Annotated in this window: 22 protein-coding genes; 15 read left to right on the plus strand and 7 right to left on the minus strand. The window is 58.9% G+C overall.

What is annotated here, in order from left to right; genetic code table 11:
* The first annotated feature begins 142 nt into the window (after positions 1-142).
* Positions 143-1,801 (plus strand): DEAD/DEAH box helicase, encoded by a 1,659-nt coding sequence (locus tag T9A_RS09815; RefSeq protein WP_035247748.1) that lies wholly within the window; start codon positions 143-145, stop codon positions 1,799-1,801.
* A gap of 108 nt (positions 1,802-1,909) precedes the next feature.
* On the opposite strand, the gene T9A_RS09820 is transcribed toward T9A_RS09815, so the two are convergent.
* Positions 1,910-2,125 (minus strand): dodecin, encoded by a 216-nt coding sequence (locus tag T9A_RS09820; RefSeq protein WP_035247750.1) that lies wholly within the window; start codon positions 2,123-2,125, stop codon positions 1,910-1,912.
* A 174-nt stretch (positions 2,126-2,299) separates the two neighbouring features.
* On the opposite strand from T9A_RS09820, the gene T9A_RS09825 reads away from it, so the two are divergent.
* The 3 genes from T9A_RS09825 (at position 2,300) to T9A_RS09835 (ending at position 4,158) form a co-directional block, all read left to right on the plus strand.
* Positions 2,300-2,815 (plus strand): Hsp20/alpha crystallin family protein, encoded by a 516-nt coding sequence (locus T9A_RS09825; RefSeq protein WP_035247751.1) that lies wholly within the window; start codon positions 2,300-2,302, stop codon positions 2,813-2,815.
* A 190-nt stretch (positions 2,816-3,005) separates the two neighbouring features.
* A complete protein-coding gene (bla, locus tag T9A_RS09830) occupies positions 3,006-3,761 on the plus strand; it encodes a subclass B1 metallo-beta-lactamase (protein WP_198030657.1) in 756 nt (251 codons plus the stop codon).
* Positions 3,745-4,158, plus strand: coding sequence for a hypothetical protein (locus T9A_RS09835; protein WP_156964882.1), 414 nt, complete (start codon positions 3,745-3,747; stop codon positions 4,156-4,158). The genes bla and T9A_RS09835 overlap by 17 nt, the downstream gene beginning before the upstream one ends.
* 3 nt (positions 4,159-4,161) lie before the next feature.
* On the opposite strand, the gene T9A_RS09840 is transcribed toward T9A_RS09835, so the two are convergent.
* Positions 4,162-4,878 carry a nitroreductase gene (locus T9A_RS09840; RefSeq protein ID WP_035247755.1) on the minus strand — a complete coding sequence of 239 codons (717 nt, stop codon included), beginning with the start codon at positions 4,876-4,878 and terminating at the stop codon, positions 4,162-4,164.
* Between the two features lie 56 nt (positions 4,879-4,934).
* On the opposite strand from T9A_RS09840, the gene T9A_RS09845 reads away from it, so the two are divergent.
* The 6 genes from T9A_RS09845 to T9A_RS09870 all read left to right on the plus strand — a co-directional run bounded on the left by T9A_RS09845 (position 4,935) and on the right by T9A_RS09870 (position 12,118).
* Entirely contained in the window at positions 4,935-5,435 is a 501-nt protein-coding gene (locus tag T9A_RS09845) for a DUF1643 domain-containing protein (protein WP_035247758.1), read from the plus strand.
* Between the two features lie 49 nt (positions 5,436-5,484).
* Positions 5,485-5,955, plus strand: coding sequence for a DUF3429 domain-containing protein (locus T9A_RS09850; protein ID WP_232222067.1), 471 nt, complete (start codon positions 5,485-5,487; stop codon positions 5,953-5,955).
* A gap of 111 nt (positions 5,956-6,066) precedes the next feature.
* On the plus strand, positions 6,067-8,397 hold the full coding sequence (locus tag T9A_RS09855; protein ID WP_084573466.1) for a fatty acid cis/trans isomerase: 2,331 nt from the start codon (positions 6,067-6,069) through the stop codon (positions 8,395-8,397).
* A 543-nt stretch (positions 8,398-8,940) separates the two neighbouring features.
* Complete coding sequence (locus T9A_RS09860; protein WP_035247760.1) at positions 8,941-10,248, plus strand: acyl-CoA dehydrogenase family protein; 1,308 nt, start codon at positions 8,941-8,943, stop codon at positions 10,246-10,248.
* 14 nt (positions 10,249-10,262) lie between these two features.
* The gene (locus tag T9A_RS09865; protein ID WP_035247762.1) at positions 10,263-11,468 is read left to right on the plus strand and encodes an acyl-CoA dehydrogenase family protein; all 1,206 of its coding nucleotides are present in this window, start codon (positions 10,263-10,265) and stop codon (positions 11,466-11,468) included.
* Positions 11,469-11,785: 317 nt separating this feature from the next.
* A complete protein-coding gene (locus T9A_RS09870) occupies positions 11,786-12,118 on the plus strand; it encodes a hypothetical protein (protein ID WP_035247774.1) in 333 nt (110 codons plus the stop codon).
* A gap of 86 nt (positions 12,119-12,204) precedes the next feature.
* Here the strand turns inward: T9A_RS09870 and T9A_RS09875 are convergent, their stop codons facing one another.
* Entirely contained in the window at positions 12,205-12,627 is a 423-nt protein-coding gene (locus tag T9A_RS09875; protein WP_232222069.1) for a DoxX family protein, read from the minus strand.
* A 158-nt stretch (positions 12,628-12,785) separates the two neighbouring features.
* On the opposite strand from T9A_RS09875, the gene T9A_RS09880 reads away from it, so the two are divergent.
* Both T9A_RS09880 and T9A_RS09885 read left to right on the plus strand, forming a co-directional pair.
* The gene (locus T9A_RS09880; RefSeq protein WP_035247776.1) at positions 12,786-13,229 is read left to right on the plus strand and encodes a DoxX family protein; all 444 of its coding nucleotides are present in this window, start codon (positions 12,786-12,788) and stop codon (positions 13,227-13,229) included.
* A gap of 223 nt (positions 13,230-13,452) precedes the next feature.
* The gene (locus T9A_RS09885) at positions 13,453-14,481 is read left to right on the plus strand and encodes a zinc-binding dehydrogenase (RefSeq protein ID WP_035247778.1); all 1,029 of its coding nucleotides are present in this window, start codon (positions 13,453-13,455) and stop codon (positions 14,479-14,481) included.
* Between the two features lie 225 nt (positions 14,482-14,706).
* On the opposite strand, the gene T9A_RS09890 is transcribed toward T9A_RS09885, so the two are convergent.
* Positions 14,707-15,021 (minus strand): thioredoxin family protein, encoded by a 315-nt coding sequence (locus T9A_RS09890; protein ID WP_035247780.1) that lies wholly within the window; start codon positions 15,019-15,021, stop codon positions 14,707-14,709.
* Positions 15,022-15,495: 474 nt separating this feature from the next.
* Between T9A_RS09890 and T9A_RS09895 the strand changes: the two genes are divergently transcribed.
* A complete protein-coding gene (locus T9A_RS09895; protein WP_035247783.1) occupies positions 15,496-16,278 on the plus strand; it encodes a crotonase/enoyl-CoA hydratase family protein in 783 nt (260 codons plus the stop codon).
* Between the two features lie 200 nt (positions 16,279-16,478).
* Here T9A_RS09895 and T9A_RS09900 read toward each other — a convergent pair whose 3' ends face one another.
* Both T9A_RS09900 and T9A_RS09905 read right to left on the minus strand, forming a co-directional pair.
* Positions 16,479-17,861, minus strand: a complete 1,383-nt coding sequence (locus T9A_RS09900; protein WP_035247970.1) for a DegQ family serine endoprotease — start codon at positions 17,859-17,861, stop codon at positions 16,479-16,481.
* Positions 17,862-17,994: 133 nt separating this feature from the next.
* Entirely contained in the window at positions 17,995-18,672 is a 678-nt protein-coding gene (locus T9A_RS09905) for a 50S ribosomal protein L11 methyltransferase (protein ID WP_035247786.1), read from the minus strand.
* 50 nt (positions 18,673-18,722) lie between these two features.
* On the opposite strand from T9A_RS09905, the gene T9A_RS09910 reads away from it, so the two are divergent.
* Positions 18,723-20,612 (plus strand): hypothetical protein, encoded by a 1,890-nt coding sequence (locus T9A_RS09910; protein WP_035247789.1) that lies wholly within the window; start codon positions 18,723-18,725, stop codon positions 20,610-20,612.
* On the opposite strand, the gene trmH is transcribed toward T9A_RS09910, so the two are convergent.
* Positions 20,566-21,267, minus strand: coding sequence for a tRNA (guanosine(18)-2'-O)-methyltransferase TrmH (gene trmH / locus T9A_RS09915; protein ID WP_035247792.1), 702 nt, complete (start codon positions 21,265-21,267; stop codon positions 20,566-20,568). The genes T9A_RS09910 and trmH overlap by 47 nt on opposite strands.
* Positions 21,268-21,423: 156 nt before the next feature.
* On the opposite strand from trmH, the gene T9A_RS09920 reads away from it, so the two are divergent.
* Positions 21,424-22,632, plus strand: coding sequence for a CaiB/BaiF CoA transferase family protein (locus T9A_RS09920; protein ID WP_035247795.1), 1,209 nt, complete (start codon positions 21,424-21,426; stop codon positions 22,630-22,632).
* Positions 22,633-22,685 lie beyond the last annotated feature (53 nt).

Genomic DNA, 22,685 nt, shown 5'->3' on the forward strand with positions numbered 1-22,685 from the left:
GAGCATGGTTCCTACAGGGAGACGGAGCGGCGGCACATCTACCACATTGGCGAAAAAACGTGCAATAGTCGCGTAACACGCGTATACTTTCGCGTCCTCGCCGACGCTCGCTCGGCCCCTCCTCCCAATTCATAGGTAACACATGTCAGATTCCCGTTCCGGGTTCGCCGATTTAGGCCTGCCCGAGGTTCTGCTCGCTGCGATTGCCCGTCAGGGCTTCCAGGAGCCGTCGCCGATTCAGGCGCAAGCCATCCCGCTGTTGCTCGATGGTCACGACCTGCTGGGCCAGGCACAAACTGGCACAGGTAAAACCGCCGCTTTCGCCCTGCCACTGCTGGCACGGCTGGATGCATCCCTGCGTCAACCACAAATGCTGATTCTTGCCCCCACTCGTGAACTCGCTATCCAGGTGGCCAAAGCCTGTGAAGAGTTTGCCCAGGGCATCAAAGGACTCAAGGTACTGCCGATTTATGGCGGCGGTGAATATCGTACGCAGCTGAAAGGCCTGCGTGACGGCGCCCAGGTGATTGTAGGTACCCCTGGACGCGTCATGGACCACATCGAACGTGGCTCCCTGAACCTGAACAACCTGCAGGCAATGGTGCTCGACGAAGCCGATGAAATGCTTCGCATGGGCTTCATTGATGACGTCAAATGGGTACTCGAACGTACTCCGGACGACTGCCAGCTGGCCCTGTTCTCGGCCACCATGCCACCGGTGATTCGCAAGGTTGCCGATCAGCACCTGAAGAACCCCAAGCTGGTACGCATCGACAATGGCGTCGGCGCCACCGCCGGCACCAGCATCCGTCAGCGCTACTGGCCGGTGGCCGGGCTGAATAAACTGGATGCCCTGTGCCGTATTCTGGAAGCCGAAGAACACGATGCCATCATCGTCTTCGTGCGCACCAAGCAGGCCACCCTGGAACTGGCTGAACAGTTGAACCGCCGTAACCTGCGTGCTGAAGCCCTGAATGGCGACATCCCGCAGCAACAGCGTGAAAAAACCGTCCAGCGCCTCAAGGACAAGCGCTTCGATCTGCTGATCGCCACCGATGTGGTGGCTCGTGGTCTGGACGTGGCTCGCATCACCCACGTGATCAACTACGACATGCCCGGCGACCCGGAAGCCTACGTACACCGTATCGGCCGTACCGGCCGTGCTGGCCGCGAAGGCGACGCGATTCTGTTCGTTTCCCGCCGTGAGCAGCACGTACTGCGTCAGATCGAACGCACCACTCGCCAGGCCATCGAAAAGATGACCCTGCCGTCCGTGGACGACCTGAACGCCAAGCGCATTGCCCGCTTCCAGGAGCAACTGACAGCCTTGTTGGAAGGCAACAGCCAGGACGAAACCCGCGCACTGGTCAACCAGCTGCGCGACAGCATGGAAGTCAGCGATAACGACATGGCGACGGCCCTTGCCGTGATGATGTTCAAACGTGAACCGCTGATCCTGAAAGAACCGAAAATGGTCAAGGAAACACGTTCTCGTCGTGAACCGGCCCACGCGGCAGGCGGCCGTCGTGACGATCGTCCTTCCCGTGGCAACAAGGGCAAGAGCGACAAGGTCATGCGCAGCTACCGCATCCAGGTCGGTCATGACCATGGCGTCAAGCCGGGCAACATCGTCGGTGCCATCGCCAACGAAGCCAAACTGCCCAGCCGTCTGATCGGACCGATCAAGATTCACCAGGACCACAGCACCGTAGATCTGCCGGAAGACCTGTCTCCCCGTCAGCTTCACGTGATCCGCACCGCGCGGGTCTGCCAGCGTTCCCTGGATCTGGAAGCGGTATAAGCGACTAGCCGCTAGCGCTAGCTTCTAGCTGAAAAACAAAAAAACCGCGCCCGAAAGGGTGCGGTTTTTTTTGTAGCTCGTAGCTATCTGCTTGTAGCTTTCAGTTGATCAAGACCCGGAAATCCGGAAGCCCACCTTCACACCCACCTGATAGTGCCCCACTTTGCCATCCACGATATGGCCGCGGGTTTCAGTGACTTCAAACCATTCCATCATTTTCAGGCTTTCACTGGCGGTGGCCAGGGCGTTATTGATGGCGTCCTCAATACTGGTCTTGGATGAGCCCACCAGTTCCACTTTCTTGTAGACATGATGATCGGACATTTCGCTCTCCTTTTTTGTCTTCAGTCAGCTTATCTGTGGCACCAACGGCCAGGCATTACAAGGGCAGCCCGCATGAAGTCGCTCAAATATTCATCAATAAACCATTGAAAGCGGCGTTCGCTTGCCTCACAAAGAAGGGGAAAGGCAATTTCCGGTATCAAAGGAGAGAAAGCCATGGATATGCACAAAATGACCCCCTGGAACTGGCTGAGCCAGGAAAGCAGCCGCGAACGCCCCCTGCCCCAGCGACAACCACGGCATCCGCTACTGCGCTGGGAGCGAGAGTTCGATAACTGGTTTGAGCAGATGCTGGGCGATATGGCCTGGACCACCCCGGCACCACACGCGGAGCCCAGCATCCCGTTCCGCCCTAACCTGGATATTCTCGAGCGCGATGATCACTATCTGATCACCGCCGAACTCCCCGGTGTGGAAAAAAAGGATCTGCACATCACCCTGAACCATGACGCCCTGACCATCGCAGGCCAGAAGCAGGAAGCGCAGAGCTCCGAGCGGGATGGCTATCATTACAGTGAGCGGCGCTTCGGACAATTCCGGCGCATACTCAGTCTGCCTGTAGACGCGGACGGCGAGGCCATGGAGGCGGTATTTCACAACGGGGTGCTGTCTCTGACCATTCCTCGCCACGAACACCATGGGCAAGGCAGCAAGACCATCGAGATTCATTAAGGCAGGGCAACCTTGACTCCCCGTAGGGTGCACTGAGCCTAAGGCGAACTGCACCGATCCGGCGTTTGATGGTGCAGTTCGCCTTAGGCTCAGTGCACCCTACGGGAAAGTGAAATTCTTTCCCGGTGCCAAGCGTGTCACACGGTCGATCGCAAACCGTCGTACCATGGGTTTCCCGATCAGGAGATCCATGATGCGTATCGTCCTTGCCTTGTTACTGTTTATCAGCCTGCCTCTGCTGGCGGATGAAATCCGTCTCAGCGATGATCTGCAGGTTTACCCACTGACCGAACACACCTGGGTACATCGCTCCTGGGAAGTGATTCAGGGTAAGCGCTACCCCTCCAACGGGCTGATCATCATTGAAGACGACACCCTCACCCTGATCGATACCGCCTGGGGCGAGGCCCCCACCGCGCGGTTACTGGACTGGATGGAACAGCAGTTTGGCAAGGCACCGGATCTGGCCATCCTCACCCACTCCCACGACGACCGCATGGGCGGCGCCCGGACGCTGGCAGAACGGGGCATTCCCGCCTGGGCCCACCCGGCCACCCTGACCATTGCCCGCAACGATCCCGACACCTTCTACGATCCGGACATTCCCCTACCCCGAACCCTCGAGGCTTTCACGGAGCAATCACGGATCAAGTTCGCTAATCTGGAACTCTATTACCCGGGCCCGGCGCACAGCCCTGATAACATCATTGTCTGGTACGGCGGCGATGAGGTTCTGATCGGAGGCTGCGCAGTGAAAGGTGGTTCGGCCACGGCTATCGGCTATGTGGAAGGCTCCGACGCCAACCACTGGCCCGTTGCCATGGAAAACGTGCTGACTCACTACAGTGAAGCCCGCATTGTGGTTCCCGGCCATGGAGACATCGGCGATGCCAGCCTGCTTACTCATACACGCGACCTGGCCCGGCAGGGTGTTGCAGATCAGTAAGGCAGCTTTACTGGGCCTTTTGCTCACCCTCGCCAGCACGGTTGCGCGGGCCGGCAACGACACCGTGCTGCGTTTCGACACACCGGTGCAGATCGATGGTGACGCCCGCTTTGACCGGGACAGCCCGCTGCAGCCCAGTGCCAGCAGCTTTCGAATACGGGAAGCCAACACGCTCAGCAGCGACAGTGGTGAACGCTGGGCCCTGGTGACTCTGGAGAACAGCGACGGCGGCAAACGCATCCTGCAGGATAATTACCTGGTGGCAGAATTCGCCAATGGCGAACGGCGCCACCCGACCGGTCTGGAGGGCTCCTTCGCCGCCGGCGAGCAGCAGCGCAAGATGGTTTTTTTCGGCTATCACCGCTTTCCCATCCTGCGCATTTTCACCGCGCGCTGACCGCTACTTTTCCTTGATGAGCAACTCGCTGAGCGGTTGACGCTCAGGGCGAAACTGATTGACCCGGGTGTCAGCTTCATAACCCAGCGACACCCCGCACAGCAGCTTGTATTGGTTCGGCAGGTGAAAATGCTGCTCCAGCGGCGAACGCCACAGGCCCAACGCCCCCTGGGCACAGGTGCCGAGGCCGGCATCGGTTGCCGCCAGCATAAAGTTCTGCAGAAAAATCCCCGCATCCAACGCGCTGTAAATACCCAGCCCTTCATGAATGAACACAAACAGGGCCACCGGAGCGTTAAAGAAACGGAAGTTATCGCGCATCTGCTCATGACGAGCCTGTTTATCCTGACGGCCAATATCCAGCAGTTGATACAGACCATGGCCAGTGGCAACCCGGCGCGGCTGCAGATCCTCCGGGTAGTTAACCACCGGACGGAAGTCACCATCGGGGATGCCGTCCTTGCGCAGCCAGGCCAGGGCCTTTTTCAACATTGGTGCCTTCTGCAGCGCCGCCAGTTTGTCAAAGCGAGGCGGCAACTCCTCACGCAGGCTTTCCAGTACTCCGCCGCGGGCAATGGCGATCTGATAGGGCTGGGTGTTAGACCAGCTCGGTGCCGTCGTGGCCGCCTCAAGCAACGCTTGCAACTGATCATTACTGACCGGCTGATCGGTAAAGGCACGCACACTATGGCGTGCCCGAATCACATCACGAAATTCCATTATCCACTCCCATTGGACGCTGGCCATATCATGGCAGATGCCTACAATACGCAGCCATGACCAAGTCCGCCCCCTCCCTGCTACGCAGTGCCAATTTCTCCCGTTGCCGTCAATACCGCTATGCCCTGTGGCGACACTGGGGGCCGGGCGATGACTTTCTGCTGCTGATCGGGCTGAACCCGTCCACCGCCGATCATCGCCAGGATGACCCCACCATTCGCCGCTGCATGGGCTTCGCCCGGGACTGGGGCTACTCCGGCCTGTGCGTGGCCAACCTGTTTGCCTACCGGGCCACTTACCCCAGCGATTTATTTGCCACAGATGATCCGGTGGGCCCGAAAAACGACCAGTGGCTGCGCAAACTGGCCCGCCAGGCAGATCGGGTCGTTGCCGCCTGGGGCAACCATGGTCGCTACATGGAGCGAGCCAGTGCCGTATCGGCCCAATTGCCGGCCATGCATTGCATTCGCCTCAACGGTTCCGGGGAGCCCGCTCATCCCCTGTACCTGCCCAAACACCTGACTGCCCGTCCCTGGGATCAGGGAGCTTCTGAATAACCTTGTCCTGACCTTCACTCCAGCAGCAAGATAATGGTATCAATTCCTCATGTCATGGATGACCGCCTTGGGCTCTCATACCGACAACAATATCCGCCGCGCTCGCTGGCTTGCCTATGGCGGGCTGATTCCCTTTTACGGCCTGGCGCTGCTGGCCTGGCTGGATACCTGTCGAGAGTGGTCCTTGCAAGGTGTGGCCGCCTATGCCGCCATCATTATTGCCTTCCTGGGTGCGGTTCACTGGGGGCGAGCACTAAACCAGTTTGATCGTGGTAACCAGTTCCCCACCCTGTTGTTTGGCATCATGCCGGCGGTGCTGGGCTGGTTTGCGCTGCTGTTACCGCTGGAATTCTCTCTGCCTATGCTGGCGGCGGGATTGGTGTTTGTCTGGGGCACAGAGCAGATGGTTTTTACCGAAGCCTTGCCTGGCTGGTACCGCCAGTTGCGGCATCAACTCACCGCCGCCGCTGTGATCGCTGTGTTGATTGGCTGGGCCGCCACCATGGTCCCCATGTTCTGAGAGCGCGCGACACCCCTCCTTTTACAAGGTTTACCCCCACCCGGAGACACAACCGTAGCCACTTCAGGCAGGCACAGCTAGACTGATTCAAATTCACAGGGAGACAGTGAAATGCTCTTGCTGCAACAATATCGTGTCCAATTGCCCCTGCTCAGTGTTTTGTTCCTGTTCCTCCCTGTTGTTGTCGCTGCCGAGCGCTCCCTCAGTTATCAGACCGACGTCCAGCCCATTTTTGAAAACAAATGCCTGGCCTGCCACGGCTGCTACGACGCCCCCTGCCAGCTGAAACTGGAAGCCCCCGAGGGACTGGATCGTGGCGCCAGTAAAGATAAGGTCTACAACGGTGCCCGCACCGAATCCGTGGCGCCTACCCGGCTGTTTCAGGACGCGCTGACCACCGCCCAATGGCGAGAAAAGGATTTCTTTTCCGTCATCGACAGCACCGACGGCATGCAATCATCACTGCTCTACAACATGCTTGAGCTGGGCAGGAAACATCGTTTTGCCGACAACGAAAAATTACCGGATGACATCACTCTGGGATTGCAGCGAGTCAATGCCTGCCCCAAACCAGAGGAATTTGCCGACTACGCCGACAAGCATCCCATGGGCGGCATGCCCCTGGCCGTCACCGGCCTCACCGATCAGGAATTCGCCACCGTAAGCCAGTGGCTCAAGCAGGGCGCTCCGCTGTCTTACCAGACCTTTGATCTGTCGGAAGACGAGCAACGACAAATCCAGGCCTGGGAAAAAATGCTTAACCAGCCAGACAAGCGCCATCAACTTGTGGCCCGCTGGCTGTTCGAACACCTGTTTCTCGCCCACCTGTATTTCGACGATAACAGTGGAGACAAACCGGATCATTTCTTCACCCTGTATCGCTCCAGCACTCCGCCGGGCGAGCCCCTGAAACCGCTGGACAGCGTGCGCCCCAACGACATGCCTCCCGAGCACTTCTGGTACCGGCTGGTGCCGGTTCGCGGCAGCCTGGCCCACAAAACCCACATCACCTTTGCGCTGAACGACAAAAAGCTGGCCCGTACCCGGGAGCAGTTTTTTGCCGGCGACTGGGAAGTGGAAACACTACCGGGGTACAGTTACGAACAACGCGCCAACCCCTTTCAGACCTTTTCGGACATTCCGGCTCGAGCCCGATACCAGTTTATGCTGGATGAGGCGGAATACTTTGTCCGCACCTTTATCCGCGGGCCGGTTTGTCGGGGCCAGATAGCCACCGATGTGATACGCGATCACTTCTGGGCGGTGTTCCAGGACCCGGACCATGACCTCTATATCACCGATGATAATTACCGCGCCAAGGTCAGTGGATTACTCGGTCTTCCCGGCCAGGATGAGGAGCTTCTGGCACTTGGTCCCCAGTGGCTCAAATACAGCGGCAATCGCAATCAATATCTCAAAGCCCGGCACCAGGCCTACGGGGAAAAAGACCCACAGGGCCCCGCCTGGGAAAGTCTCTGGGACGGCGACGGCAAAAACCGCAACGCCCTGCTGACCATCTTCCGTCACCATGATAATTCATCGGTACGAAAAGGCTTGATCGGCGACCTGCCACTGACCACCTGGGTCATGGATTATCCGTTGTTTGAGCGTAGCTATTACAACCTGGTGGTAAACTTCAATGTGTTTGGTTCCGTCTCTCACCAGGCCCAGACCCGTCTCTACTTCGACCTGATTCGTAATGGAGCGGAGCAGAACACCCTGCGTTACTTCCCCCGCGAGCTTCGCAAGCCAGTGGTGGAAAACTGGTACCAGAACACCGGCAAACTGCGCCTGTATGTGAGCTATGCGTCGGTGGATACCACACACCCCACCGGCATCCAGTATCAAACCAATACCCCGGTCAATGAATTCAACGATGGTCTACTGAAACGTTTTGCCGCCATCAACGCCCGCCCGGACCCGATCAATCGTTGCGATGGGGAAGACTGTCACCGCAATGATATTGCGGACTGGTTAAAAGAGCCGGAAACCACTCTGGTCGGTATTGCCTCTACCCAGGCGCAGGATCTGCAAGCCGTACACTTCATGCCCGAGGTCACCATGCTGCGGGTGGAAAATGAAAACGGCGAGCGGGAAATCTATACCCTGATTCGCAATCGGGCCCACACCAATGTGGCCTTCATGTTGGGGGAATCCCTGCGCTACCAGCCACCGCTGGATACCCTGACGATCTACCCCGGCGTACTGGCCAGCTACCCCAACTTCATGTTCAACGTGCAGGCCGATGAGGTGGATGACTTCGTGGCTGCCATGCAAGCGGTGAAGAAAGAAAAGGATTTCACTGCACTGGCTTCCCGCTTCGGCATCCGCCGTACCCATCCGCAGTTCTGGACCTACTTCCACGACCTGACCCGCTATCTGGAAGAGCACGAGCCCAGCGAGGCAGCGGTTCTGGATATGAATCGTTACGAGAATCTTTGAGGGCAGCGGCAAGCCTCACGCTACAAGCTGCAATGCGGGCTGGGCCGTGCTAATCGAATAGCGCCCTGCCCGCGAAGGCAGGTGTAGGAGCACCGCTTGAGGTGCGAACCGAGCGTCGCGAGGCGGAGGAGAGCGAAGGTCTGTGCGCCATTCTTTCTGGCAAGACCTGTCGAGCACTGACAGTCCTGATCGCCCTGCAGTCGATTTCCGCGCAAGCGCGGTTCGCACCTCGAGAGGTATTATTCGCTTCGCTCACCCTTCGGGCCGCACGGAACTACGTGCGTTACTCCGGTGCGCTACGTTCCTACAGCGGCTTCGTAGAAATGCCGAGGTCTTGGGAACTTTCTAACCTTTCCCTATCCAACCAGCGTAGCTACGTAGCTCGTAGCCGCCCGCCTCTACCCTTTCCTGCCCGCTGTGGCTAGGTCTACAGCGCCTCCCGGTTGCCACTTGGCCCGACCCATCGGTCACACTGGTCAATGTGACTGAGCCTCTCCGGTCCATAATCGAGTGTAAATAGACACAACAACGAGGCGAACTCTCATGGCAAAAGATGCAGTTGGTTATGCGCTGACCGCGCTTAACCGTCTGGCCAGCTCGGAAGTGCTGGACAAGATCGGCATGCGCAAGACCGTGGAACGGCTTGCCTACACGCTCACCAAAAGCGGCTTTCAGGTGCTTACCACCACTGCCCGCACTTTCAAGTCAAGCAACCCCGGCAACAAACCGGAACGGCTGAACGCACCGGGCCACACCCGCGACCTTTTCGATCTGAGCGTCACCGACGAGCAGCAGATGATCCGTGACAGCGTGCAGTCTTTTGCCCGCGATGTGTTGCGTGATCAGGCCGAAGAAGCGGATGCCACCCAGAAGACCAGCGACGAGGTGATTGCCCAGGCGCTGGAACTGGGGCTCAACTATTTTGCCGTGCCGGAAGCTCTCGGCGGCGCTGCCAGCGAACGTTCCACCGTAACCAGCATGCTGGTTGCCGAAGATCTGGCCCACGGTGACATGGGGCAGGCGGTAGCCATCCTTGCCCCCATGGGCGTTGCCAATGCCCTCACCCAGTGGGGCACCGCGCAACAGCAGGACAAGTACCTGAGCACCTTCGCGGAAGAAAGCCCGCCCAAGGCCACCATCGCTGTGTGCGAACCCTATCCGCTGTTCGACCCCATGGCACTCAAGACTACCGCCCGCAAGGACGGTGAAAGCTATGTCCTCAACGGGGAAAAATCCCTGGTACCGCTGGCCGCCGAAGCAGAAATTTTTCTGGTGGCCGCCCAGGCCGATGACGGCCCGGCCGTGTTCATCGTCGAAGGTGGCAGCGACGGCCTGGTAGCAGGCGATGATCCCTCCATGGGTATCCGCGCCAGCGGCCAGCGTCCATTGAAACTGGACAATGTGCGCGTGCCGGTGGAAAACCGCCTGGGTAACGGTGATTTCGATTACCGCGCCTTTGTGGACCTGGGCACCCTGGCCTGGTGTGCCCTGGCCATCGGTACCTGCCAGTCCGTGCTCGACTATGTGGTGCCCTACTGCAACGAGCGCACCGCCTTCGGCGAGCCGATCAGTTACCGCCAGGCGGTAGCCTTCATGATTGCCGATATCGCCATCGAGCTGGATTCCATGCGCATGCTCACCTACCGCGCGGCCAGCCGTGCCGAGCAGGGCAAGTCCTTCCAGCGTGAAGCGCATCTGGCGCGCACCCTGGTCAAGGACAAGGCCATGAAGATCGGCACCGACGGCGTGCAATTGCTGGGCGGTCACGGCTTCACCCATGAATACCCGGTGGAGCGCTGGTACCGGGATCTGCGTGCCATCGGTGTCGCCTTTGGCGGCCTGCACCTGTAAGGAGGGAGACAACCATGAATATCGAAATTCCCAAGAAGTTCAAACCCCTGATCAACAACGCTTATCAGGTGGCCCAGAGCACCCTCCGCCCGATCTCGCGCAAGTATGACCGTGGCGAGCACGAATATCCGAAAGAGCTGGATATGCTGGCGTCGGTACTGGATGGTTTCAACGAAGGTGATCCGGCCAACTCCGCCGGCGCTGCCACCACCGGTAGCGGCAAGGTGCAGGACGACGGCAGCATAAAAAATGGCGCCAATATGGGCGTTTGCCTGGGTGCCATGGAAATGTGCTACGGCGATACCGGCTTCCTGTTGGCCATGCCCCGCCAGGGCCTGGGCAATGCGGCTATCGCTGCGGTGGCCAACGACGAGCAGCTGGAGCGCTTCAAGGGCAAGTGGGCCGCCATGGCCATCACCGAACCCAGCTGCGGCTCCGATTCTGCGGCCATTCGTGCCACCGCCAAAAAAGACGGTGATCACTATGTGCTGAACGGCGAGAAGATCTATGTGACCTCCGGGTCCCGCGCCGACTGTGTGGTGGTGTGGGCGTCGCTGGATCCAAAACTGGGCCGTGCAGCCATCAAATCCTTTGTGGTGGACTGGGGCACCCCGGGCATGGAGCTGGCGCGTCTGGAGAAAAAGCTCGGCATTCGCGCTTCCGACACCGCCGCCATCAACTTCATCGACTGTCGTGTACCGGCGGAAAACCTGCTAGGCAGCCCGGAAGTGGATACCAAGAAGGGCTTTGCCGGGGTCATGGAGACGTTCGACAACACCCGTCCATTGGTCGCTGCCATGGCCATCGGCTGTGCCAAGGCGTCACTGGAGCGCATCAAGGAATTGCTGAAGGACAGCATGACCTATGATTACGGCAAGCCAGTAGACAACTGCTCCGCGGTGGAAGCCGAAATCTACCGGATGGAAGCGGACTGGGAAGCGGCTTACTGGCTGGCGGTGAAAGCCGCCTGGATGGCTGACAACAAGAAGGCCAATACCCTGGAAGCCTCCATCTGCAAGGCCAAGGCCGGACGCGTGGGGAATCAGATCACTCTGCGCTGCGTGGAACTGGCCGGCAGCATCGGCTACACCGAAGACGAACTGCTGGAAAAATGGGCCCGCGACTCGAAGATTCTGGATATCTTCGAAGGCACCCAGCAAATTCAGCAACTGGTCATCGCCCGTCGGGTACTGGGGCTAAGCTCCAAGGAGCTGAAATAACCTCTCTCCCGGCAGCCTTGCCAACCTAAAAGCCGCACCTTCGGGTGCGGCTTTTTTGTCTCTGATCCTTGCTCGACGCTTCCCAATCAACCCTGCCTTTCCTATTACTCACACCGGCTTTCATCGCCCGAATTCCCTACTGCATAAAGAGACATAACGATGATGTTGCGGTGACATCGCCTGTGCCACCATCAAAAGACGATGGAATGTAAAAAAACACTACACCCCGGTTACAGCTTTACCGACATTGCACAACAGGCCGGGCCGGTACGCCGACGTAAGGTGTAGGTGTAACAATAAAAAAGGAAGGGATCACCATGTCAGCACTCAAACTGCATTTGCTCGGTGCCGGTCTGGCGGGCTGTATGTTGCTCGGACAGACCGCGCACGCCAATCAGCAACAGGCCACCGTCATCCTCAGTCAGAGTTGCGAATACATGCTACTCAACACCCGAGGCGGCATGGTACTAGTGAAGCAACTGGACGGCACCACTCCCCAGGCGGGCGACACCCTGAAAGGCGATATTGTTGCCGGCGATTTCACCAATCTGCAGAACACCCGGGATCAGGCTTCCATGCAGGTGTGGGTGGATCTGGTAGATCCGCACAGCAGCAAGGCGCTAAGCCAGTACGGTCGCTACTGCACCTAAACGGCAAGCCTGAAAGAAAAAGGCCGTCTCCTGATCGGTGCGGCCTTGAACAATACTGAAGGGAAAAGAGCCCGACTTACCGCCGATCACTTTCTGATGGCATATTTGCCTGCCCCCAGGAAGAAGACGGCAACGGCAGAGAACAGGAAAAACCCCTGCAACTCCAATGCCCAGCCACCTGTCTTGCTCAATGCAAATACCTCGCCCATGTGCACCAGCACAATGGCAACCAGCATATTGCCCGCGATCAGCACCGCACCAATACGGGTATGGACTCCCAGTATCACCATCAACGGCGCAATGATTTCGCCAATAAATACCCCGTAAGCCAGAAAACCAGGCAGGTTATGAGACGCCAGCTCTCCTGAAATCCAGCCCACCCCGTGTTGCAACTTGCTGATACCGTGCAACAGCATCAGTAACCCCAACGTCAGACGCAGTACCAGCTTGCCGATATCCGGATTGTTGACCATCTCTACTCCCAGTGAATAAATATTGTTGTCCGCCATTCAACCGTTTAGCCCGGAATAAGAAAAGCGCCACCACAGAAAAATACATCTAATTATCAGAACAAAAACAACTTAATAACGCACTTTCTTACTTTTCTTTTGATGCTTAAATACTCCCATCGCGTCACTAGCAACATTTAATTGAAAAGGAGTTCCCCATGAAAAACCTGCTTGCCTCCCTGACCGATACCGACAACAGCTTCGCTCCTCTGGCCCTGCGCCTGCCAGTGGCCATCATATTCATGGCTCACGGTGCCCAGAAACTGTTTGGCTGGTTCGGTGGCCATGGCCTGGAAAGCACCGGTCAATGGATGGCGTCCATTGGTCTGGAACCCGGCTACCTGATGGCTCTGGGCGCCGGTAGCGCCGAATTCCTTGGTGGCCTGGCCCTGCTGATCGGCCTGCTCACCCGCCCGGCAGCAGTGGCCCTGGCTTTTACCATGATCGTGGCCATCGTCACCGTACACCTCGACAACGGCCTGTTCATGAGCAACAACGGCTACGAGTTCGGTCTGGCCCTGCTGGCCGCCAGCGTGTCACTGGCCATTTCCGGTGGTGGCCGTTTCAGCGCCGACCAGCCGCTCAACAAGGCCCTGCAATAAGCCCGTTGAGCTCTGTCCTGCCCCACCCCATACTCCCGCTTTTGCGTCGGACCTGAATCCGTGACTTCAGCGTGGATGCATGGCGTAAAAATTTGTTGTCACAGGGGATTTTTTGAAGAAGTATCGTATCAGGGAATACGATCGACTGAGAAAAACCCCCTGTGGCGACAAAGGGTTGCGTCAGGCGCCGCGATGAAGCCATGGATTCAGGTCGGAGTCTGGGATGAGCACTTTTCGTTACTGGCAGACAGCCCGCGCCGGCAATATGGCGCGGCTGACCCTGCATACAGGCATGCTGCCCACCCTTGCGAACAACCATGTCCGCATCACGGTGCATGCTGTCGGCCTGAATTTTGCCGATATTTTTGCCCTCACCGGCCTGTATTCCGCCACCCCGCAGGGCGCCTTTATCCCCGGCCTGGAGTTTGCCGGCGAGGTAGAGGAAGTCAGCCCAGAGGCGGAAAGGTTTGGGGTGGGCGATCGGGTCATGGGCGTCACCCGTTTCGGTGGCTACACCAGCGTTATCGACAGCGAGCCGGAGTACCTGATCCCGCTACCCGCAGACTGGGACTACGCCCAGGGCGCCGCCTGGCCGGCACAGACCCTGACCGCCTGGTACGCCCTCACCCATCTCGGCGCCCTGCAAGCGGACCAACAGGTGCTGATACACAGCGCCGCTGGCGGCGTGGGCCTGCAAGCCATGAAACTGGTACAAGCGCTGGGCGGTCGCGCCACCGGCACGGTAGGCAGTGAAGAAAAAGCCACCTGGCTAGGGCAACAAGGATTCGAGGATGTGCTGGTTCGGGCGCCGGACTTCGCCCGGCAACTGCAACGACATAATCGACACTTCGACCTGGTACTGGATGCCATCGGCGGCCAGGTTCAGACCGCCAGCTTCAACGCGCTCAACCCCATGGGCCGCCTGGTGGTCTTCGGCGCCGCCGAATTCACCCCCAGCCAAAACCGCCCCAACTACCTGAAAGCCGCCTGGCGCTACCTGCGCCGCCCCCGCTACGACGTGATGGCGATGATCAGCAGCAACCGTTCCGTATTGGCCTTCAACTTGATCTGGTTATGGGAACAGAAAGGGAAAATGCAGGCGCTGCTGGAAGAGCTGAAAACCATTCCCCTGCCCCCGCCCCATGTAGGCCATCGCTTTGCCTTTGACGATGCCCATACGGCTTTAGCACTACTGCGCTCAGGACAGTCTGTGGGCAAGGTGGTGCTGGACGCGGCACCTGACCCAGCGTAGGAGCGTCGCTGGCGGCGCGAACCGGAACGAAGTGCAGGTAACGACCGCTAGGGCGGCCCGTAGGGTGCACGAAGTGCATAAATCCAAAACCTGAAAAGCGGTATTTACCACAGAGGGCACAGAGAACACTGAGGAAAAGACAGGTTTTTCTCTGTGTTCTCTGTGCCCTCTGTGGTAAATATTTTTTTGATTCTGGTCTTTTTTATCGCGCCGCCAGCGAGGCTCCTACGAGAAAAGCTGGCGGATTTGTTCGGCGCTGGTGGGCCGTACTACCCGGTCTATTTCCTTGCCATCATGGATCAGGATCAGCGTAGGCCACAGTTTGATCCGGTAGCTGCGACCCAGAGGGCGGCCAGGGCCATCGGCAATTTTTTCGTGGTGCACCTCGGTCATCGGTGACAGCACCGTTTCGATGTCTTTCTGAGCGGCGATGCAATAGCCGCACCAGTTGGCGCCGAATTCCAGTACCCAGGTGCCCGGCCGTTGTTCAACCTCCTCGCGATTGAGGGTTTCTTCTTCATAACTCTTCACATAATTCATTTCATATCCGCTCGATCAGACATTCCACAAAAGCCCGCATCTTGGTCGGAGCCTCGCGCCCCGGCGGGTAGACCGCATACTTGCCCTGCAGGTCGCCGACCAGTCTGACAGAACTCTCTTTTGATCGCCTCGCTCCAGCGCTTCGGCGGCAATGGAATCCGCCATCACAGAGATCCTCGCCTGGCGATTGTCGGCCGCGCCGGAGCTCTGCGGGTGGCGGCAGATACGCTTTTGATCGACACTCCCGCCAGTGCTGATCGGGCAATGACGACCTGCTGGTGGACGACTAGAGCAACAGCCGTTCCGTACAGGGTTGGTTAGGCCGTAGCACTGCTGGGTGAAGAGGATCACCCGCAACACGAACGTGAGCGCTTCACTCTGGCCTACTGAAAACCGGAGCAGTGACTACCGCCGCTCCCCTTTTGGGTTTCTTTTATGGTTAGATGCGGGAAACGGCAGATAACGGATAGCCCTGTGACTGAACAACCGGTAATCACCGAAACCCGCGACGACCTTTTCATTATCACCCTGAACCGCCCCGACAAGCGTAACGCGGTGGATCGCCCCACCGCGGATGCGTTACGTACCGCTTTCGACGCCTTTGAGCAGAACACCGATCTCAAGGTGGCCATCCTCACCGGCGCTGGCGGCAACTTCTGCGCCGGCGCCGATCTGTCCGCCTTGTCTGATCCGCAACGACGCAATGAGATTGACGAGGCCGGCAGCGGCCCCGGGCCCATGGGCCCTACCCGTATGCTGCTGAGCAAACCGGTGATTGCAGCCGTAAGCGGCTTTGCGGTGGCAGGCGGACTGGAATTGGCATTGCTGTGTGACTTGAGAGTGGCAGAAACGTCGGCCACGTTCGGTGTGTTCTGCCGGCGCTGGGGCGTGCCCCTGATCGATGGTGGTACCGTGCGTCTGCCTCGCCTGATTGGCCACAGCCGGGCCATGGATATGATTCTGACCGGCAGGCCGGTGGCGGCCGATGAAGCCCTGCAGATCGGCCTGGCCAACCGGGTGGTGGCCGACGGCACAGCACTGGATGAAGCCATCACCCTGGCCCGGCAAATCGCCGCCTTCCCGCAACGCTGCCTGCAGGCCGACCGGCTTTCAGCCTATCGACAATGGGACCTGGCGCAGGAGGAAGCCCTGCGCCAGGAAGGCGCCGGCGGCTACCCGGTGGTATTCGAAGAAGCGATTGGTGGCGCCGAACGTTTCCGGCAAGGCGCCGGACGGCATGGGAAATTTGAAGAGTGAGTTTTGTGGAATGACCAGCCTGGCAGTGAAATACTAGCAGCCGATCCGGTTTCTCTGGCCAAGGTTCGCCATGCAAGCATAGCTCCTACAGCGCCATCAGCGCTTTTGCAGAAATGAAACGCGGGCACAGCCTGGCAGGTTTACACACCAGACCCGCCCGCGCTTTTTCACTTTCAACTTTGCACTTTCAACTCAACCAATCAGCGGATCACTACAAAGAACACACCGCCGTTACGATTCACCCGCAACAGCAGGGTGCCATCCTTGTCACTGATAGCATTACGCAGTTCCGCCGTGTTCACCACATCCTGACGGTTGGCGTTGATGATCACATCGCCACGGCGCAACCCGGCCCGCCAGGCGGGAGAGCCCTGTTTCACATCGTCCACCAGTACGCCGCTGTCCGCGTGCTGCAGTTCCCCTTTGCGAAGGTCCCGCAGGCTGGCGCCTTGCAGGTACTTGGAAACAGACTCCCCGCTGGAGGCCTGCTGGGATGACTCGCTGATAACCGCTGTCATCTCCCGCTTTCTGCTATCACGCAGGACGGTCAGCGTCACCTTCTCACCCACCGGCGCCATGCCGACCTTGTTACGCAGATCCGCCGCCCGCTTCACCGGGCGGCCGTCTACGGCAATCACCACATCTCCACTCTTGATGCCGGCCTTCTCCGCGGCACCATCCTCTAGCACCTGAGTGATGACCACACCGCGCTGGCGATCAACCCCAAAGGCCTCGGCAAGCTCGGCAGTGAGATCCTGAACGGTAACACCCAGCACGCCGCGGCGAACTTCACCATGCTCGATGAGCTGGTGCATCACGTTCTCGGCCATTTCCGTGGGGATGGCAAAACCGATACCTACATTGCCGCCGGCGGGAGCGATGATGGCAGTGTTGATGCCCACCAATTCGCCGCGCAGGTTCACCAAAGCGCCACCGGAGTTGCCCGGATTGATGGACGCATCGGTCTGGATAAAGCTTTCGTAGCCTTCAATCCCCAGACCGGTTCGACCCAGCGCAGAGACAATACCACTGGTAACCGTCTGCCCCAGCCCGAAGGGGTTCCCGATCGCCACAACGAAGTCGCCCACTCGCAAGCCGGTGGAATCAGCAATAGCGATTTGCGTCAGATCATTGGCCGACTCCAGCTTGAGTACCGCCAGATCCACTTCCTCATCGGTACCGACCAATTCTGCTGACAACTCGCGGCCGTCGGTAAGAGTGACTTCAATGGAATCCGCGTTCTTCACCACATGGGCATTGGTCAGCACATACCCCGCCTCGGCATCCACAATCACGCCCGAACCGGCACTGGCGGCACGGCGCTCTCGTTGTTGATGCTCGGGAATGTTGAAGAAACGGCGGAAAAAGGGATCTTCCATCAGTGGATTTCGGGCAGTGCGAATCCGCGTTTCGATAGCAATATTGACCACCGCCGGAGAGGTCTCCTCCAGCATGGGCGCCAGCGATGGCAACGCCTGGCCGTCACTAGTGGCGGATGGCAATGCCGCCTGTGCTGGCGAAAAAACGATGGCACACAGTGCCAGTACCCAGACAACGGGTTGCAGCGGTTTTTTGGTATTCAACAACGTCGTTCCTCCTGTGCTGAGAAAACAATAAAAAAGGATATCGCCAGTGGAGACCTTCCCACCACCATACAGCGAATGCAGTGGCCGCTCGGGGCGGATAGCAACGCCGTACTGCTTTTCTGACATTGCTTCAGAGCGACGGTTCCGAGGCAAACACTCTCACCCCGTTGTACTCGCTGGATTCCCCCAGATCCGGCCAGGTGCAGGACTGCCACTGCCCCAGCAATTGGTAGCCGGGCGGGTTCAGGTCCGGCACCCGGGAATCGGCCAGCAGCACCTGGGCCGCCTGTTGGAAGCGGGCCAGCAGTGGCAGGTTTTCCCGGTCGTAGAGGATATCCGCCGCGGTCACCAGATCTGCCACCGCCAGGGCACTATCCAGATCCTGGCTTAGCTCGACATTCACCCGGTTTTCCGCTGCATTGAGGGCGGTGGCATTGAGTGCATCCTGATCCAGATCGCAGGCAATCACCCGACCCGCTCCGGCCATAGCCGCGGCAATCGCCACCACCCCGGAGCCGGGCCCCACATCCACCACACAGCGCCCCTTTACCCACTCAGGGTTCGCGAACAGAAACTCTGCCAGCACTTGGCCAGACGCCCAGCAAAACGACCAGTAAGGCGGTTCTTCCATAATCGCATTGACGATGTGCGGGTCCAGGGCCTTTTCGGGAAACAGCTCATCCAGTAGCCATAAACGGATCTGTGGTGTCTTAGGTAAAGCCTGGCAGACCAGGGATACCGCCGGTAATACGCGGTGGAGCCGTTCATGTAAGGCGGCAAGGCCTACTCTTTCCTGATTGCTTGTCATACCCTAGGGCCTTGTTTCGCCAATCCAAAATCGTCCAAGAGAATAACAAAATGACCGGCAGACAGGCATGGATCGGTCTCACCGCCCTACTTCTCACCCTGGTGAGCCCATTACAGGCACGGGAAATCTGGACCGAGGGCGTCCCCGATCCCTACTTTGAGCATTTCCTGGATTTCTACAAGGCGGACCCCAGCGCCATGGGCCGCTGGGCCTCAGGACTGCGCAATATTTCCACCGACCAGCTTGATCGTACTCTCAAGGCTCTGGATACCACCCAGTTCACCTACCTCTACCCCATGGAGATGAAGGGCTTCGAGCTGGCAGAACATAACGGCATCCCTACCGAAGAGCTGTCACTGATGGCCGTGCGCGCGGGCAAGCTGATTCCGATTCCCTTCCAGATTGACGAGTTCGACAAGACCGGCCTGATCTGGATCGATGGCCACAATGATCACGAACCGGAAGGCGAGCCGGGTATTTTTGATGATTTCGACGAGCTGGCCTTCATGTTCCGTGACGGCGGCTGGGACCGTTTTGATCCGCAGCAACATGAGCTGAAGGCAGGCAGCATGCTGGAAGAAATCCGCCTGGACTCCCCACGAAACCAGCCCCGCTATATTTACCTGGTGCGCAATAACAGCGAACGCTCGCGGGCAGACTATGTGCAGGTGGATCTGGAAAACGGTCGCATCGAAACCACGCTGATGCAGATGGACTACGACGCCAAGGATTTCACCCAGATCCAGGGCATGTCCCCCCGGCTTGGCCCACATAAGGACGTAAATGTTATCGACAACATTTACGTGAACATCAGCACCGGGATTTTCAACCAGAACCTGAGAGTGGACCTGGATACCCGCAAAAACATCAAGGCCACCCCCGTTGCCGTCAGGGACGGCGCAGTCAGGGCCTCGATCCTGGTCAAGGCGCGCATCTGGTACGCCTTCATGCCAACGTTTTTCAGCCAGAAATTCCAGGTGGATTTCTACGAACAGTCAGTGACTATTCCTTCCCGCTTTGCCATTGGCAGCGTCAAGGTACTGAAATTTTTCCTGATGTTCCTGCGCGAACCCCGCATCCACTTTGCCATCGACTTCCACAACCTGGAGGGTGCGCGGATCACCTATGATTCCGTCTATGGCAAGGGCCAATACGGTATCGTCGATGGTGAGATGAACGATTTCGAGCATACTCTCGGCGCGACCCGACTACCCGGGGACTGGCTGCATATGGATTCCAATCAGGGCTGGGAAATGTTTTTCAGCAACCATATGCCAGTAGTGCCTGATGGGTTGTTCGATGCCTTTCTCGATGGCATGTCCATGAACATGTTCTACGAGGACGACAAGGCAAGCACCACCAAGTACGAGCGCCACCCGGGTGCCACCCCGCGACTGGGCTTTGAGAGTGAGGGCATGCCGCGCACGGTCATTGATCTGCTTGGTGGCATCCCCAAACTGGATTATCTGGACATGGACAGCCTTGGCGAAGCCATTCTGGCATTGGCGGATGCGGAGGAAGACGGTGCCTTTGACAAGTACGACGAGGTGGTCAACCAGCGCTTGAGGGAACTAAAAAAGGAAGGTCGTTTTCCCTCGGTAGCGGCTCTGGCTGACGCGTTCCTGGCCGACCTTAACCGGATGAATTTTTCCGGTATCGCTCGCGATGATTTCAATAGCCTGATGCGCCAGGCCATACTGGATACCACCAAGCAGGTGGATCAGGTGCACCACGGCAAAGTGCTGCAACGCATGGTGGAACTGGCCGAGGAACGGGACATTGATATCCGCCGGCTACGCTACGCCACCATGGATAACACCCTGTGGTTCCCGGCCTGGGTGGGCGAAGGCGGCGCCGCCGACTTCCACTGGCAGGTCAGTCACGCGCCCAAGGCTATACCTCTGGGTCCGGTGAGTGCCTCTGTCGCAACAGTGCCGTGAGCGCGGCACTGTCCTTCACCTGCCCCTCGTCGTCCAGCGCCGGATAGGGAATACCCTCGGCATCACAGAGACGGGCAATTTTCTGGTGGCCCCAGCGGAACAGCAGCTCGCTATAGCGGGCCGCCTCAATACGCGGCTGGTCATAGAAGCCTTTGGCGCGACGTTGCTCACAGGCTTCCGCCAGAATAATGGCCGCTGCCACGCTCACGTTGAACGATTCCACCATGCCCATCATCGGAATGACCACGTGCTGGTCCACCGCCGCCGCCGCTTCATCGCTGACACCAAACTTTTCAGTGCCTAGCAGCAAGGCGGTGGGCCGGGTGTAATCCACTTCCCGATAGGGCACTGCGGTATCGGACAAATGGGCCGCCAGCACCTGAACGCCCTGCCCCTGCAATTCACGAATCACACTGCTGCTCTCGTCACGCTTGTGCACCTGCACCCAGCGCTGGGAGCCCATGGCAGTACCAGCGGCCATGCGGGCCCGGTTATTGGGCAGAATGGCGTGCACATCAAGAATGCCCACCGCATCGCAGGTGCGCACAATGGCAGCGATATTGTGGGGCTTGTGGACTCCATCCATGATCACAGTGAGATCAGGCTGGCGGCGATCCAGGGTGTCGCAGATACGATGATAACGTTCCGGGGTCATGGGCTTTCCTCATGGCTGGCCGCGGATTGTATAGGCCCGAGCCCGGATGACAAAATTCACCGCTCGACAACCCGCAGGCGTCACCCAGCCCCCTGCCCCTGGCAGACCGAATCCGTTAGGCTTTCGACTCACTGAATGAACCACCGCGGAGACCCCATGCCCGAACTCTCATCCCGCCGCCTGCCGTTGGACGGTGTCCGTGTTATCGAACTGGGCCAGCTGCTGGCTGGCCCCTTTACCGGCACCCTGCTGGCCTATTTCGGTGCCGATGTGGTGAAGGTGGAGCCGCCCGGCGGCGACCCCATTCGCGGCTGGCGCAAACTCGATGAAGACGGCACCTCCTACTGGTGGCGCAGCCTGGGGCGCAACAAGAAATCCGTGACCCTGGATCTGAAATCCGATCAGGGCAAGGCACTGGTTCGCCAGCTGATGGGCAACGCCGATGTGGTGATCGAGAACTTCCGCCCCGGCACCATGGAAAACTGGGGCCTGGGCCCGGACAGCTTCGCCGAGGACAATCCTGGCCTGATCTACACCCGGATTTCCGGCTACGGACAGACCGGCCCCTACGCCAGCAAGCCCGGCTATGCGTCGGTTTGCGAGGGCATCGGCGGGCTGCGGTACGTGAATGGGTTCCCCGGCGAACGTCCGGTACGCCCCAACCTGTCCCTGGGCGACACCATCGCCGGCCTGCACGCGGCCCTGGGGATTCTGCTGGCCCTGTTTGAGCGGCAAAAGAGCGACAAGGGCCAGGTGGTGGATGTGGCCCTGTATGAATCCGTCTTCAACCTGCTGGAGGGCGTGATCCCCGAATTTGATGGCGCCGGAGTGATTCGCGAACCAGCGGGTTCCACCGTCACCGGCATCGTCCCCACCAATACCTACCGCTGTGCCGACGGCAAGTTCGTGGTGATCGGCGGCAATGGCGATTCCATCTTCAAACGCCTGATGACCACCGCCGGCCGGCCGGATATGGCAGACAACCCGGCCATGGCCAGTAACGCCGGTCGGGTGGAACACGAGACAGAGATCGACACGGCCCTGGACAGCTGGTGCCGCAGCCTGCCCAGCGAGCAAGTACTGACTCTGCTGGAAGAGGCCCGGGTCCCCGCCGGCCCCATCTACTCCGTGGCCGACATGTTCAACGACCCCCATTTCCAGGCCCGGGGTCTGTTCCAGCAGGTGGAAATCAACGGCAAGCCGCTCAAGGTACCCGCCATCACTCCACGACTGGCAGACACCCCTGGCGAAACCCGCTGGCCCGGCGGTGAGGTGGGTAGTCATAACGACGCGGTATTACGCGAGGAATTGGGGCTCAGTGACGAGGAGTTTGCGGCGCTGAAGGCGGACGGGGTGATCGGGTAAACGCAGTTGAAAGTTGAAATGCGGTCACGGCTTTCCCTGGCAACAAGGGCAAA

Origin of the sequence: Alcanivorax jadensis T9, assembly GCF_000756655.1 — a bacterium.
Classification (GTDB): domain Bacteria; phylum Pseudomonadota; class Gammaproteobacteria; order Pseudomonadales; family Alcanivoracaceae; genus Alcanivorax; species Alcanivorax jadensis.

What these genes read in the sequence shown, in the direction of transcription:
- T9A_RS09815 (WP_035247748.1), top strand. Translation starts at nt 143, where the DNA reads ATGTCAGATTCCCGTTCCGGGTTCGCCGATTTAGGCCTGCCCGAGGTT.
- T9A_RS09820 (WP_035247750.1), bottom strand. Translation starts at nt 2,125, where the DNA reads ATGTCCGATCATCATGTCTACAAGAAAGTGGAACTGGTGGGCTCATCC.
- T9A_RS09825 (WP_035247751.1), top strand. Translation starts at nt 2,300, where the DNA reads ATGGATATGCACAAAATGACCCCCTGGAACTGGCTGAGCCAGGAAAGC.
- bla (WP_198030657.1), top strand. Translation starts at nt 3,006, where the DNA reads ATGATGCGTATCGTCCTTGCCTTGTTACTGTTTATCAGCCTGCCTCTG.
- T9A_RS09840 (WP_035247755.1), bottom strand. Translation starts at nt 4,878, where the DNA reads ATGGAATTTCGTGATGTGATTCGGGCACGCCATAGTGTGCGTGCCTTT.
- T9A_RS09845 (WP_035247758.1), top strand. Translation starts at nt 4,935, where the DNA reads ATGACCAAGTCCGCCCCCTCCCTGCTACGCAGTGCCAATTTCTCCCGT.
- T9A_RS09850 (WP_232222067.1), top strand. Translation starts at nt 5,485, where the DNA reads ATGTCATGGATGACCGCCTTGGGCTCTCATACCGACAACAATATCCGC.
- T9A_RS09855 (WP_084573466.1), top strand. Translation starts at nt 6,067, where the DNA reads ATGCTCTTGCTGCAACAATATCGTGTCCAATTGCCCCTGCTCAGTGTT.
- T9A_RS09860 (WP_035247760.1), top strand. Translation starts at nt 8,941, where the DNA reads ATGGCAAAAGATGCAGTTGGTTATGCGCTGACCGCGCTTAACCGTCTG.
- T9A_RS09865 (WP_035247762.1), top strand. Translation starts at nt 10,263, where the DNA reads ATGAATATCGAAATTCCCAAGAAGTTCAAACCCCTGATCAACAACGCT.
- T9A_RS09870 (WP_035247774.1), top strand. Translation starts at nt 11,786, where the DNA reads ATGTCAGCACTCAAACTGCATTTGCTCGGTGCCGGTCTGGCGGGCTGT.
- T9A_RS09875 (WP_232222069.1), bottom strand. Translation starts at nt 12,627, where the DNA reads ATGGCGGACAACAATATTTATTCACTGGGAGTAGAGATGGTCAACAAT.
- T9A_RS09880 (WP_035247776.1), top strand. Translation starts at nt 12,786, where the DNA reads ATGAAAAACCTGCTTGCCTCCCTGACCGATACCGACAACAGCTTCGCT.
- T9A_RS09885 (WP_035247778.1), top strand. Translation starts at nt 13,453, where the DNA reads ATGAGCACTTTTCGTTACTGGCAGACAGCCCGCGCCGGCAATATGGCG.
- T9A_RS09890 (WP_035247780.1), bottom strand. Translation starts at nt 15,021, where the DNA reads ATGAATTATGTGAAGAGTTATGAAGAAGAAACCCTCAATCGCGAGGAG.
- T9A_RS09905 (WP_035247786.1), bottom strand. Translation starts at nt 18,672, where the DNA reads ATGACAAGCAATCAGGAAAGAGTAGGCCTTGCCGCCTTACATGAACGG.
- T9A_RS09910 (WP_035247789.1), top strand. Translation starts at nt 18,723, where the DNA reads ATGACCGGCAGACAGGCATGGATCGGTCTCACCGCCCTACTTCTCACC.
- trmH (WP_035247792.1), bottom strand. Translation starts at nt 21,267, where the DNA reads ATGACCCCGGAACGTTATCATCGTATCTGCGACACCCTGGATCGCCGC.
- T9A_RS09920 (WP_035247795.1), top strand. Translation starts at nt 21,424, where the DNA reads ATGCCCGAACTCTCATCCCGCCGCCTGCCGTTGGACGGTGTCCGTGTT.